The organism is Nocardiopsis sp. NPDC057823 (assembly GCF_042797335.1).
GTDB lineage: Bacteria > Actinomycetota > Actinomycetes > Streptosporangiales > Streptosporangiaceae > Nocardiopsis > Nocardiopsis changdeensis.
In genome coordinates, this window is sequence record NZ_JBHVLR010000007.1 from 215,855 (window position 1) to 228,071 (window position 12,217).

A 12,217-nucleotide genomic window follows, 5' to 3' on the forward strand; every position below is an offset into this window, starting at 1 on the left:
TCCGTCGGGCTGCGGGAGTGTCAGCCCTGGTGCAGGACGCGCAGGCGGTCGGGGTGGTGGGGGTCGCGGTCCACGACCTGGACCGGTGCCCACTGCCACTGGTGCGGGCCGGTGTCGGTGGCGGGGGTGAAGCGGATCCGGCCGCGGGTGCCCTGGACGTCCAGGTGGGGCCAGGCGTGGGCGAGGGCGGTGCGGTCGGTGCCGTGTTCGCGTAGGGCGTGGGCCAGGACGGTGATGGTGTCGTGGCCTTCGTAGGCGACGAAGGAGGGTTCTCGGCCCAGGCGTCGGCGCAGGGTGGTGCGGACCTGTTCGGCGGCGGGGTCCAGGGTGGGGGGCAGGTAGCTCAGGAAGGGGATCTGTGCGCCGTCGGGGCCGAGCCGGTCGGTCCAGGTGGGCAGTTCGGGTTGGCCGGCGGGGGCACCGATGAGCAGGCCGGTCAGGCGGGGGTCGCGGCGTAGGGCGGTGACGAGGGGGAGGGCGGGTTCGGGGACGCCGGTCAGGATCAGCAGGGCGGTGGCGCGGTGGTGGGCCAGGGCGTCGCGGACGGCTTGGGGGTGGTGGGGGTCGGCGTCCAGGGTGATCAGGGTGGCGCCGCGGGGGGTGAGGTGGTCGTGCAGGATGCGGGTGCCGGCCTGCCAGTAGGCGCTGGGTTGGGCGGTGACGGCGATGCGGTGGTGGCCTCGGGCCAGGAGGAAGTCGGCGTAGGTGCGCCAGCCGTGGGACTGGGCGGGGGCCAGGCGGGCGATCCAGGGTGAGGGGTGGTCGGTGAGGGTGTCCAGGACCGCGGAGGAGCACAGGAAGGGCAGGGCCCGGCGGTGGGCGCGGGCGGCGGCGGCGCGGGCGACGACGCTGTGGTACTCCCCTGCCAGGGCGGTGACGCCCAGGTCGGCGAGTTCGTCGACGGCGGCCGCGGCGCGGTCGGGGTCGGCGGCGGTGTCGCGGACGAGGAGGCGCAGGGGGCGGCCGTGGATGCCGCCGGTGGCGTTGACGTGGTCGGCGGCGGTCTGCAGGCCGGTGAGGAGGTGGTGGCCGGCGTCGACCCAGCCGGGCGGGGTCAGGGGGGCCAGGGCGCCGATGAGGACCGGTGCGGTGGGGTCGTGCGGTGCGGCGGGTGTGTTCATCCGGGGGTGTCTTTCGCTGCCGGTGGCCGGGGCGGCCGTGTGCGGTCATTACACCGGTGGCCTTCGGGGGTGGACAACCGGTTATCGGATGGCATGATGTGCGCTCCCCTCTTGTCGGTGGGCCGTTGCGGTACCTGGCGGGGCCGGCGGTGTCGGACCGGGGGGTGATGGCGGGCATCGCCGAGCGCGCCCTGGGGCGGGCCCTGGCGTCGGTCGGGTGCGGGGGCGGGTGGTAGGACGGGGGGATGGACAATCTGCGCCACCTGTGGAACACCGACACCGTCTGGTTGAACACCGCCCAGTACGGGGTGCTGCCCGCCACCACCCGGGCCGCGCTGGCCGAGTACCTCGACTCCTGTGCGGTGGGCACGGGTGATCCGGCCCGGTGGGGGCGCACCACCGGGGAGGCCCGCCGGCGCCTGGGCGCCCTGTTGGGTGTGCCCGGGGGTGACGTCGCGTTGGGTGCGGCCGCCTCGCAGCTGTTGGGCACGGTGGCGGCGTCCCTGCCGGGGTCGGCGCGGGTGGTGGTGCCCGAGGGGGAGTTCGCGTCGGTGCTGTTCCCGTTCCAGGCGCGGGGGGTGCGGGTGCGCTCGGTGCCCCTGGGCCGGTTGGCGGAGGCCGTCGGTGAGGGGTGTGAGGCGGTCGCGTTCAGTGTGGTGCACCCGGGGACGGGTGCGGTGGCGCCGGTGGCCGAGGTGGTGGCGGCCGCCCGGGGGGCGGGTGCGCTGGTGGTGGGGGATGCCACGCAGGCGGCCGGGTGGTTGCCGTTGGACGCGTCGGGGTTCGACGTGCTGGTGGGGGCCGCCTACAAGTGGTTGATGACGCCGCGCGGGCTGGGGTACGCCTACCTGGCGCCGGCGGTGCAGGAGCGTATGGGGGTGGTGCCGGGTGCGGGGCCGGCCGCGGCGGCGGATCCGGCGGATCTGTTCGCGGACCGGTTCGTGCCGGCGGCGGGGGCGCGCCGGTTCGACACCTCGCCGAACTGGGTGGCGCACACCGCGGCGGTGGCGTCGTTGGACGTGCTGCTGGGGGTGGGGGTGGACAGGGTGCACGCCCACAACGTGGGGTTGGCGGACCGGTTCCGGGCCCGGTTGGGGTGGGGGCCGGGCGGGTCGGCGATCGTGTCGGTGGAGGTGCCGGGGGCGTATGAGCGTCTGGCGGCGGCGGGGGTGGTGACGACGGTGCGGGCGGGGCGTACCCGGTTGTCGTTCCACCTGTACAACACCGAGGAGGATGTGGACCGGGCCGCCGGCGCGCTGGTGTAGGCGGTCAGTGGGCGCGGGCGGGGACGGGGATGCGGTCCAGGTCGTGGGCGAGGGTGAGGGGGCCGTCGTACTCCTGGGCGGCCTGGGCGGTGAAGAGGGGGTCCTGGTCGGCGTCGTAGCGTTCGGAGATGTGGGTGAGGACCACCGAGCGGGCGCCGGCCTGGGCGGCGATGCGGCCTGCCTGGCGGGCGGTGAGGTGGCCGTAGGGTGCGGCGAGGTGTTCTTCGGAGTCCAGGTAGGTGGATTCGATGACGAGCAGGTCGGCGCCGCGGGCGAGTTCGACGGCCTGGGGGCAGGGGGCGGTGTCCATGACGAACGCCATGACCTGTCCGGGGCGGGGTCGGGCGCAGTCGGCCAGTTCGACGCGGTGGCCGTCGGGGGCGGTGACGTGTCCCTGCCGGTGCAGTTCTCCGATGAGGGGGCCGGTGATGTTGTGGGCGGCGAGTCGGTCGGGGAGCATGCGCCAGCCGTCGGGTTCGGCGATGCGGTACCCGTAGCAGGGCAGGGAGTGGGTCAGCGGTAGCGCGGTGATGTGCAGGTCGGACTCCCCTGGGAGGCTGGTGCCGTCCCCGGAGACGGGTTGGGGGACGATGCGGGCGGTGTCGTGGAAGGCGGTGGCGTGGCGCAGCCGTTCGAAGTGGTCGGCGCCGGCGGCGGGGTGGGCGACGGGGACGGGGTGGGGGACCTGGTCGCGGGCGATGCGCTGGATGATGCCGGGCAGGCCCAGGCTGTGGTCGCCGTGGAAGTGGGTGATGCAGATGCGGGTGATGTCGGTGGCGGACAGGCCCGCGGTGCGCATCTGGCGTTGGGTGCCTTCTCCGGGGTCGAAGAGGATGCCGTGGGTGTCCCAGCGCAGGAAGTAGCCGTTGTGGTTGCGCCGTGGGGTGGGGACCGCGCTGGAGGTGCCCAGGACGGTGAGTTCGCGTGCCGACATGGGGTGCATCCTGTCACGGCCTGGGGGTGGGGCGCGTGGTTTTCAGTGGGTCGGGCCCGGGCGGGGGTTCGGGGCCAGTAGGGCGGCGAGCACCAGGGGGGCGACGGTCTGGTAGCCGATCCACACCTCGCCGCCCAGGGTGGCGCCCTGGTGGGTGATGAGCAGGCCGGTGAGCGCGGTCAGGACCCAGCCGCCGTCGTAGCAGGCCATGAGCTTCAGGAGGGCGGGCATCGGGCGGGTGCGCGCGCAGGCGATCTCGATGCCGCCGCCGGCCAGCAGGGCCAGGCCGGAGGCGGCCATCAGCCAGGTGGGGACGCCGAGCAGGGCGCCGATGGGGGCGGCTCCCAGGGTGAAGGCGGCTCCGAGCAGGGTCTTGACGGCGCCGTCGGCGATGACCCCCGCTGTGAGCGGTGCCGCGGTCCTGTTCGGTGCCATGTTCGGTCCCCTTTTGTTCGGTGTCGACCCGACCACTTCGGTAATCAGATTATGGCAATAATGGGATTATGCGAATGACGAGGGGTCAGACCAAGGAACGCAACCGCCGCGCCCTGTTGGAGGCGGCCCGGGAGGTTCTCGCCCGGGACGGCCACCGTGCCCGGCTGGAGGAGATCGCCGACCGGGCCGGCCTGACCACCGGTGCCGTCTACTCGCTGTTCGGCAGCAAGGACGGCCTGGTCACCGCCTTGGTCGCCGAGCACCTTCGAGGGGACTACGAGGAGGCCGAGCGGGAGGTCGGCGCCGACCTGGACCTGGTCGGGGCGGTCGGGGCGTTCGCGCGCCTGTACCGGCGCGGCTGCCGGGGGCCCCGGGCGAGGTCGGACCTGGCACTGCAGGCGGCCCTGATGGACATGGCCCTGCGCGACGAGGCGCTGCGCTCCCGGCTCGCCGACTCGATCGCCGCGCAGGAGGAGCGCCTGGCGGCGCTCTTCGCCGGCCGCGACCACGGCGGCGCCCCGGTGGGGGCCGATCGGGCGCGGCGTCTGGCCACGGCGCTGCGGGCGCTGCTGGTCGGCATGGGCCAGGGCGTCGTGCTCGGCCTGACCCGAGCCGATGAGCGGTTCTTCGCCGACGCCGCCCGGGCCCTGGTGTGCGACGCGGTGCTGGAGGGGCCCGGGCCGGGGGTCAGCGCAGGTGTTCGAGGGCCTGGGGGGTGAGGTCGGCCGGGGTGGGGTAGCCGTTGACGGCCATGAGCAGGTCGGCTTCGGCCAGGAGGGCGCGCAGGGTGTGGACGAGGCCGGGGACGCCGCCGGCGGCCAGGGCGTAGGCGTAGGGGCGGCCCACGGCGACGGCGGTGGCGCCCAGGGCGAGGGCTTTGACGATGTCGGTGCCCGAGCGGATCCCGGAGTCGAAGATGACGGGCAGGTCGGTGGCGGCGGCCACGGCGGGCAGGCAGCGCAGGGCGGGGATGCCGCCGTTGGCCTGGCGGCCGCCGTGGTTGGAGCAGTAGATGGCGTCGACGCCGGCGTCGGCGGCGCGGCGGGCGTCGTCGGGGTGGCAGATGCCCTTGACGATGAGCGGCAGGTCGGTGAGGGAGCGCAGCCAGGGCAGGTCGTCCCAGGTGAGGGGGTTGCCGAAGAGTCCGGCCCAGGTGGCGACCACCTGGTCGGGGGTGGGGTCGGGGCCGACGATTTTTTGGAAGACGGGGTCGGAGGTGTAGTTGGCCAGGCAGTGGCCGCGTAGTTGGGGGAAGTTGGCGGTGGCCAGGTCGCGGGGGCGCCAGCCGGTGATCCAGGTGTCCAGGGTGACGACGATGGCGCGGAATCCGGTTTGTTCGGCGCGGTGGACGAGGCTGGCGGCGAGGTCGCGGTCGGTGGGGGTGTAGAGCTGGAAGAGGCCGGGGGTGTCGCCCAGGTGGGGGGTGACCTGTTCCATGGGGTCCTGGGTGAGGGTGGAGGCGATCATCGGTACGCCGGTGGTGGCGGCTGCTTGGGCGGTGGCGATGTCGCCGTGGTGGTCCTGGGAGCACAGGCCGATGACGCCGACGGGGGCCATGAGCAGGGGTGAGGGCAGGGTGATGCCGCACAGGTCCACGGACAGGTCGCGTTGGGCGGCGCCGACGAACATGCGGGGGTACAGGCCCCAGTCGTTGAAGGCGCGGGTGTTGGCGTCCTGGGTGTGTTCGTCGCCGGCGCCGCCGGCGACGTAGGACCACAGGGAGGCGGGTAGGGCGTGGCGGGCGCGTTCGGCGAGGTCGGTGAAGGTCATGGGGTGGTCGGGGAGGACGCCGGTGAGGCCGTTGAGGTAGATCTCGAGCTGGTAGTCGCCGTAGCGGGGGTTCATGGTGGGGTCCTCGCACAGGGGGTGTGGTGTGGTTCACACCATGCAAGTTGACATGTGGGTGTGTCAAGAGTGGGTGCGGGGGTGGCCGCCGGCGGTGCGGGGCGGTCAGGGGGTGGTGCGGCGTGAGCGCAGCAGCGGCAGGAACACCTCGGCGATGTCGGCGCGCACGCGGTCGGCGTCTTGGGTGCGGTCGCCCAGGACCCAGTCGACGACCAGTTCGTTGGCGGCCCCGACCAGGGCCAGGGCCTGTTTGCGGAAGGGGCGCTCCACCAGGCGGCCGCGGGCCGCGCCGCGGGCGTAGGCGGCGTCGACCAGGCCGGCGATGGTGTGGCGGGCGGTGCGGCGGCGCTCCTCCATGGCGGGGCTGACGCCCACGCTCTCCACGGAGATGATGCGGACCCGGCGCGGGTCGGCCATGACGTAGTCGAGGTAGGCGCCCAGGGCGGCCATGACCTGGTCCTCGAAGTCCTGCCGGGTGTCCAGGGCGGTGGTCATGGCGGTCAGGGCCCGGTCCAGGAGTTCGTCGTACAGGGCGCGCAGGGCGGCCTCGCGGTCGGCGAAGTGCTCGTAGAAGTAGCGGTTGGTGAGGTGGGCGCGGGCGCAGATCGCGCCGACGGTGGCGGCGCGGAAGCCGGTGGTGGCGAACTCCTCCAGGGCGGCGTCCAGCAGGCGGCGGCGCCGGGCCTGTTGGCGTTCGTCGGGGGTCATGCCCCGCCAGGGGCGCACCAGTTCCACCCGGGGTCGTGTCATGGGTTTCACGGTAGCGCTCCTTGCGGGGGCGGTGGCGTGTCCGGCCGGTGTGCGGGGTGTTCAGGGGGAGGGGTTCGTGGTGAGGCCGGCGCGGTGGGCGATGAGGGCCAGGTGGACCCGGCCGTGGACGCCCAGGCGCAGGCGCAGGGAGTCCAGGTGGGTTTTGACGGTGCTGGGCGCCACGTCGAGCAGGCGGGCGATGTCCCGGTCGGTCTCGCCGTGTCCGACCAGGGCCAGGACCTGGCGTTCGCGGGGGGTCAGGGCCCGGATCCGGTCGCGGTCGCGTTCCTGTTGGCGGGTGCGGGGGCCGTAGTGGCGGTGCAGGACGCGGCGGGCCACCGGCGGGGACAGGAACGCGGCGCCGGTGGCGGCCGCGCGCAGGGCGGCGAGCAGGTCGGCGGGGTCGCCGGTCTTGAGGACGAACCCGTCCACGCCGATGTCCAGGGCGGCGTCGATGTTCTCGTCCTCGCCGAAGAGGGTGAGCATGACGACGGCGGTGCCGGGGAGGCGGGCGCGGATGCGGCGGGCGGCGGCCAGGCCGTCGGTGCCGGGCATGCGCACGTCCAGCAGGGCCAGGTCGGGGCGGTGGCGCAGGCACCGGTGCAGGGCCTGGTCGCCGTCGGCGGCCTCGGCGACCACCTCCAGGTGCGGGTCGGCGGCCAAGATGGCGCGCAGTCCGGCGCGCATGAGGGCGTCGTCGTCGGCCAGCAGGACCCGGATCCGGTCCATCCCTCCCCCCTTTCCCGTTTCCCTTTGTGGGGAAGGGTAGCGGGCCGGGGGCGGGGCGGGCGTCTCCCCCGAAAGTGGGGGGTGCTGCCCCTCTGGGGGCCCAGGCGGCGGCCGTCGGCCCGGGCCTAGGTTCGGTCCCATGGTTGCCGAGGCGGGTGTGCGCGTGGTCGTGGTGGTGTCGGCGGTTGTGGCGTTGCTGATGTGCGCCGTTCCGGCGGCGGGACGGGAGGGGGAGGTGCCGGCGGGGCTGGGCGGGCGGGTCGACGCCCATGTCGAGGAGTTCCGGGAGCGGCAGGGGCTGGGCGGGGTCGCGGTCGTGGTGGTGCACCGGGGGCGGGTGGTGCACGCCGCCGGGTACGGGCGTGATGCGCTGGGGCGGGCGGTGACCGCGGACAGTGTGATGCCGGTGGCGTCGCTGTCCAAGTCGATGACGGCGGCGGCGGTCCTGCGGCTGGTGGAGGAGGGGTTGTTGGGGTTGGACGACCCGGTGGTCGAGCACCTGCCGGCGTTCGACCCGGTCGATCCGCGGGGGCGGCGCATCACGGTGCGCCACCTGCTGGAGCAGACCTCCGGGTTGGCCTCGCAGGGGCTGCTGTCCCCCGACCGCGCGCACAAGGAGTCCTTGGACGACGCGGTCCGGATCCTGTCGGGGATGGGGCTGGCGGCCGAGCCGGGCACCGCGCACCGGTACTTCAACGGCAACTACTGGTTGGCGGCGGCCCTGGTGCAGGAGGTGGCCGGGGTGCCGTTCGCCGACGCCCTGCAAGATCGGGTGTTCGCGCCGCTGGGCATGGGGGACAGCGCCTCGGTGCCGGCGGGGGCGGCCGTGGAGGGCATGGCGCCGGGGCACCTGCGCGTCCTGGGGATGCGGCCGGTGCGCGCGCTTCCGCCGGACCTGTCCACGGGGTCGGGGGAGGTGGTCTCCACCGCCCGCGACCTGGGGCGGTGGCTGGCCCCCTACACCGGTGCGGGCCGGTCCGCGTCGGGGGAGGTGTTCCTGTCCCGGGCGTCGGTGCGAGAGGCGCTCGCCCCCGGTACGGCGGGGGGCGACTACACGCTGGGGTGGCGGCTCTTGGACGACGGCCGGTGGGCGCACGGCGGCACCGAGTACTCCCACCTGGCCCAGCAGCTGCTGTCGGCGGACCGGGAGTGGGGGGTGGCGGTGCTGGACGACACCTTCTCCTACCTGGACACCGCCTACCCCCTGGCCGCCGGGGTGCTGGACCTGGCGCAGGGGCGCGACCCGGCGCCGCGGCCGCCCGCCAACCTGTACCTGGACCTGGCCCTGGGGGCCGGGGCCGCCTCCAGCGCGGTGGTGGGCGCGGTGCGGTTGCGGCGGGCCCGGGCCTGGGGCGGGCGCCTGGCGGTGCGGCCGCGGTGGCGTGCCCTGGTGGCCTCGGTGCCGGTGCTGGTGCCCGCAGGGGTGGTGGTGTGGCTGGTGGTGTTGGGTGCGGCCTCGGGGGCGCATCCGCGCACGGTGTGGGCGGTGCTGTCGGGGGGCCTGGTGCCGGCCGGTGCCATGGTGTGGCTGGCGGTGGCCGCCCTGTCGGGGGTGGTGGTGGCCGCGGTGCGCTGGCGGGCCCGGGCGCGGGCTGGGGCGGGTCAGGTGTAGGCGGCCAGGGCGAGGGTGGCGGTGCAGGTCAGGGCCAGGGTGAGCGCCAGGGCCAGGAGCAGGTCGCGGCGCAGGCGGCGCCGGTCGGCGGTGGGGGCGGGGGGCTGTTCGGCGGGGGGTGTTGTGGCGGGGGCGTGGTGGGGCAGGTGGGCGCGCACGGCGAACCCGTCCCCGTGGGGGCCGGCGTGCAGGGTGCCGCCCAGGGCGCGGGCGCGTTCGCGGGCGGCGGCCAGACCGGTGCCGCCGCCGGGGGGCTGGGGGGTGCGGCGGGCCGCGGTGTTGGCGACGGTGACATCGGTGGCGTCCGTGTTGGTGTGCACGCGGACGGTGACCGGGGCGTCGGGGGCGTGGCGGGCGGCGTTGGTCAGGGCCTCCTGGACGATGCGGTGGACGGCGCGGGCCACCGGGTCGGGGGCGCCGTGGTCCCGGTCCAGGTCGGTGTGGATGTCCATGCCGGCGGCGCGGGCCCGGTCGAGCAGGTCGGGCAGGTCGTCGGCGGGGGTGGTCTCGGGGGTGTGGGGGTGCAGGACGCCGATCACCTGGCGCAGGTGTTCGGTGGCGCGGGCGGCGCCGCGGCGCAGTTCGGCGGCCGCGGCGCGGGCCTGGTCGGGGGTGGGGTCGGGGGCGACCTCCAGGGCGGCGGCGCGGACCGCGAGCAGCCCCAGGTCGTGGCCGAGGGAGTCGTGCATGTCGTGGGCGATGCGGGCGCGTTCGCGCAGCCGGGCGCGGTGTTCCTGCTCCTGTTGCCGGTGGCGGGCCAGCAGGTCCAGGGCGCGGCGGTGGGCGCCCACCGCCCAGGGCAGGGCGACGTACAGGGGCAGGGCGGCAACGGCGTCGGCGCTCAGGGGCGCGGCCCCGGTGAGGGCGGCCGCGGCCAGGGCGAGGGTGAGGGCGGCGGCGCCGGCCAGGTGGCGCGGGTGCAGGGCGGTCCCGGTGCGGCCGCAGCGGTAGGCGAGCAGGCAGGTGGGGATTCCCAGCAGGGGGGTCACGGTGGTGGCCGCGGCGGCCAGGGCCAGGGCGGTGAGCGGGGCGCGCGGGTGGGTGAGGGCGGCGGTGACGCCGGTGGCGGCGGCCAGGGCGGCCGCGGCCGGGGGTGTGTCCCACAGGGCGGGCAGGGCCGAGACCAGGGCGGTGGGGGCGGTCCAGCGCGGGTCGGCGTACCAGGGGGCGCGGGGGTGCTCGGTCATGGGTTCACGCTAACCCCGCCCCTGGGTTCAGTGGTGGCTGTACCCATCGCGTTTTCGCACCCCGCGGGGGCGGGGTGGGGTGGGGGTGCCAACGTTATGCGGCCGCACTGTCCCACTTATGTAGCAACACAAGATGTACATCATTATAAGGCCCACTTATCGTGGGCCAGGATTCCGGGGTTTCCGGGCGCCTCGGAGGCCAACGTAACTGGATACGTTTTAGTAGTTACGTTTCCAACGAAACGTTATTAGACGGGGGTGGGCGGACCCCGCCCCGGACCGCGGTGCGCGGGCGGGGCGGGCATCAGGCGCGGTGGGCCCAGACCTCCTCCTGAGCCCGGCGCACGATGCGGGCCAGGTGGGAGTGGTGGGCGCCGGGCCAGTACACGCGCTCACAGGCCGGGCAGCGGGCGAACGCGTCGTAGGCGGCGCGGGTGCCCGCCTGCAGGTCGCCGGCCACCTGCTGCTTCTCGGTGTGGACCAGGACCCCGTTGCAGGCCGGGCAGCGCGTCCACGGGTCCAGGTCGGGGGCGAACCGGTGCAGGACCTCGCGCAGCTGCTCGTCGGGGCGGGTGTTGCGCACGTGGGCGCCCGCGCGCAGCCCCGCGCGGGAGAGCAGGCCGCGGTCGCGCGTGAGCAGGACCCGCTCCTCGGCGTTGGCCTGCCGGAACAGCGAGGGGTCGTCGCGGTCGTTGTCGTAGGCGGTGTCCAGTCCCAGCAGGCGCAGCCGCCGGGCCAGGGTGCCCAGGTGCACGTCCAGCAGAAAGCGCAAGGGGAAGGGGACCGCCTGGGGCAGGGGCAGGGGCGGGACGTCCACGGTCTGCCCGGGGGCGGGGATGGTGCCGGGCCCGGCGGGGCGCCCGTCCAGGAGCAGTGTGCCGACCTCGGTCATGGGCACACCGTGCGACTGGACCACGTGGGCCAGGGTGGAGGTGGAGTCGGCGCGCGCCCGCAGGGTCCCGCCGCGGTGGCGCGGGGCCAGGAAGAACCGTAGTTCGGGTGCGAAGCGCAGTTCCAGGGTGGGTTCCATCGGCCGAGTATGCCACCGCGCCGGCCCCGCCCACCTCCCCTTTTCCGGGCGCTGACGGCCCCGCTTATTCTAGTGCTAGAATAGGGGGCGTGGAGCTGACACCCGCAGAACTGACCGTGCTGGGCCTGGTCGTGGAGCGCCCCCGCCACGGATACGACCTGGAGCAGGTCATCGAGCAGCGCGGCATCCGCCGCTGGACCGACATCGGGTTCTCCTCGATCTACTACCTGCTCGAGCGGCTCCACAAGCGCGGACTGGTCCACGTCCCCCGGGCCCCGGACGCCGCCCGGTCCCGCCGCGTCTTCCACGCCACCGGTGCCGGGCGCGAGGCCGCCCGGGCGGGGGCGCTCGCCCTCCTGCGCGACCCGGCCCCCGCCGCCCACCCGGTACTGGCGGGTATCGCCCACCTGGACCTGCTCACCCCGGCCGAGTACGCCGCGGTCCTGGGCGAGCGGCTGGCCGCGCTGGAGGAGCGCATCGCCGCCGCCCGCGCGGCCCAGGACGCCCAGGAGCCGCTGCCCCGCGCGGCGCGCGAGGTGTTCTCCTACTCGCTGAGCCTCATGGAGGCGGAAAGGACGTGGCTCGCAGCGCGGGCCCGGGTGCACGATGACCGCTAAGACCGACTTCAAGAAGACCCTGGACTCCTACAGCGCCCGGGCCGGGCACTTCCGGGTCCTGGACGTGCCCGAGCTGCGCTACCTGATGATCGACGGCCACGGGGACCCCAACACCCCCGCCTTCGCCGAGGCGGTCCGGGCGCTGTACCCGGTGGCCTACAAGCTCAAGTTCGCCGCCAAGAGGGAGCTGGGCCGCGACCACGTCGTCATGCCCCTGGAGGGCCTGTGGTGGTCGGGCGACATGGACGCGTTCACCACCGCGCGCGACAAGTCGCGGTGGGACTGGACCCTGATGATCATGGTCCCGGACTGGACCGGGCAGGACATGTTCGCCGCCGCCGTCGCGCAGGCCGGCGCCAAGAACGCCCCCGCCCGGCTGGAGGACGTGCGGCTCGCGCCGCTGAGCGAGGGCCGGTGCGTGCAGACCCTGCACGTGGGCCCCTTCGACGAGGAGGGCCCGGTGCTGGAGCGGATGCACCGCGAGTTCATCCCCTCCCAGGGGCTGCGCCTGGGCGGCCGCCACCACGAGATCTACCTCAGCGACCTGCGCAGGACCGCGCCCGAGAGGCTGCGCACCATCTTGCGCCAGCCCGTGGTGGAGGACGGCGACCGCGCCTAGCCGCTCCCGGCCGGGAGCGGGGCGCGGCCGGGTACGGCCAAGGCGTTGCGCTCCCGGGGCCGGGGCACCATGA

The 12,217-nt window shown here is 74.9% G+C and carries 13 protein-coding genes; 5 read left to right on the forward strand and 8 right to left on the reverse strand.

The genetic code is table 11. From position 1 onward, the window contains the following. Nucleotides 1–20: 20 nt before the first annotated feature. On the reverse strand, nucleotides 21–1,121 hold the full coding sequence (locus tag ACFVNO_RS14890) for an ABC transporter substrate-binding protein (RefSeq protein ID WP_378892822.1): 1,101 nt from the start codon (nucleotides 1,119–1,121) through the stop codon (nucleotides 21–23). A 245-nt stretch (nucleotides 1,122–1,366) separates the two neighbouring features. Between ACFVNO_RS14890 and ACFVNO_RS14895 the strand changes: the two genes are divergently transcribed. After that, nucleotides 1,367–2,386, forward strand: coding sequence for an aminotransferase class V-fold PLP-dependent enzyme (locus tag ACFVNO_RS14895; protein ID WP_378892825.1), 1,020 nt, complete (start codon nucleotides 1,367–1,369; stop codon nucleotides 2,384–2,386). 4 nt (nucleotides 2,387–2,390) lie between these two features. On the opposite strand, the gene ACFVNO_RS14900 is transcribed toward ACFVNO_RS14895, so the two are convergent. Beyond that, entirely contained in the window at nucleotides 2,391–3,320 is a 930-nt protein-coding gene (locus tag ACFVNO_RS14900) for a ribonuclease Z (protein WP_378892828.1), read from the reverse strand. A 42-nt stretch (nucleotides 3,321–3,362) separates the two neighbouring features. Further along, a complete protein-coding gene (locus tag ACFVNO_RS14905) occupies nucleotides 3,363–3,755 on the reverse strand; it encodes a hypothetical protein (RefSeq protein WP_378892831.1) in 393 nt (130 codons plus the stop codon). 68 nt (nucleotides 3,756–3,823) lie between these two features. Between ACFVNO_RS14905 and ACFVNO_RS14910 the strand changes: the two genes are divergently transcribed. Beyond that, nucleotides 3,824–4,474: a TetR/AcrR family transcriptional regulator gene (locus ACFVNO_RS14910; protein ID WP_378892834.1), complete on the forward strand. Its 651-nt coding sequence runs from the start codon at nucleotides 3,824–3,826 to the stop codon at nucleotides 4,472–4,474. Here ACFVNO_RS14910 and ACFVNO_RS14915 read toward each other — a convergent pair. The 3 genes from ACFVNO_RS14915 to ACFVNO_RS14925 form a co-directional block, all read right to left on the reverse strand. Next, complete coding sequence (locus tag ACFVNO_RS14915) at nucleotides 4,443–5,600, reverse strand: alpha-hydroxy-acid oxidizing protein (protein WP_378892837.1); 1,158 nt, start codon at nucleotides 5,598–5,600, stop codon at nucleotides 4,443–4,445. The two genes, ACFVNO_RS14910 and ACFVNO_RS14915, sit on opposite strands and share 32 nt — an antisense overlap. Before the next feature lie 105 nt (nucleotides 5,601–5,705). Further along, the gene (locus tag ACFVNO_RS14920) at nucleotides 5,706–6,350 is read right to left on the reverse strand and encodes a TetR/AcrR family transcriptional regulator (protein ID WP_355261408.1); all 645 of its coding nucleotides are present in this window, start codon (nucleotides 6,348–6,350) and stop codon (nucleotides 5,706–5,708) included. Between the two features lie 60 nt (nucleotides 6,351–6,410). Continuing rightward, the gene (locus ACFVNO_RS14925; RefSeq protein ID WP_355261405.1) at nucleotides 6,411–7,079 is read right to left on the reverse strand and encodes a response regulator transcription factor; all 669 of its coding nucleotides are present in this window, start codon (nucleotides 7,077–7,079) and stop codon (nucleotides 6,411–6,413) included. A 139-nt stretch (nucleotides 7,080–7,218) separates the two neighbouring features. On the opposite strand from ACFVNO_RS14925, the gene ACFVNO_RS14930 reads away from it, so the two are divergent. Next, nucleotides 7,219–8,691 (forward strand): serine hydrolase domain-containing protein, encoded by a 1,473-nt coding sequence (locus tag ACFVNO_RS14930; protein ID WP_378892841.1) that lies wholly within the window; start codon nucleotides 7,219–7,221, stop codon nucleotides 8,689–8,691. Here ACFVNO_RS14930 and ACFVNO_RS14935 read toward each other — a convergent pair. Together ACFVNO_RS14935 and ACFVNO_RS14940 are read right to left on the reverse strand one after the other, a co-directional pair. Next, nucleotides 8,682–9,878 carry a sensor histidine kinase gene (locus ACFVNO_RS14935; protein ID WP_378892844.1) on the reverse strand — a complete coding sequence of 399 codons (1,197 nt, stop codon included), beginning with the start codon at nucleotides 9,876–9,878 and terminating at the stop codon, nucleotides 8,682–8,684. The genes ACFVNO_RS14930 and ACFVNO_RS14935 overlap by 10 nt on opposite strands. 304 nt (nucleotides 9,879–10,182) lie before the next feature. Continuing rightward, a complete protein-coding gene (locus tag ACFVNO_RS14940) occupies nucleotides 10,183–10,908 on the reverse strand; it encodes a Mut7-C RNAse domain-containing protein (protein WP_378892847.1) in 726 nt (241 codons plus the stop codon). 89 nt (nucleotides 10,909–10,997) lie between these two features. Here ACFVNO_RS14940 and ACFVNO_RS14945 point away from each other — a divergent pair, with 89 nt between their 5' ends. After that, nucleotides 10,998–11,525 carry a PadR family transcriptional regulator gene (locus tag ACFVNO_RS14945; RefSeq protein WP_355261393.1) on the forward strand — a complete coding sequence of 176 codons (528 nt, stop codon included), beginning with the start codon at nucleotides 10,998–11,000 and terminating at the stop codon, nucleotides 11,523–11,525. After that, on the forward strand, nucleotides 11,515–12,144 hold the full coding sequence (locus ACFVNO_RS14950) for a GyrI-like domain-containing protein (protein WP_355261390.1): 630 nt from the start codon (nucleotides 11,515–11,517) through the stop codon (nucleotides 12,142–12,144). Before ACFVNO_RS14945 ends, ACFVNO_RS14950 begins: the two co-directional genes overlap by 11 nt. Nucleotides 12,145–12,217 lie beyond the last annotated feature (73 nt).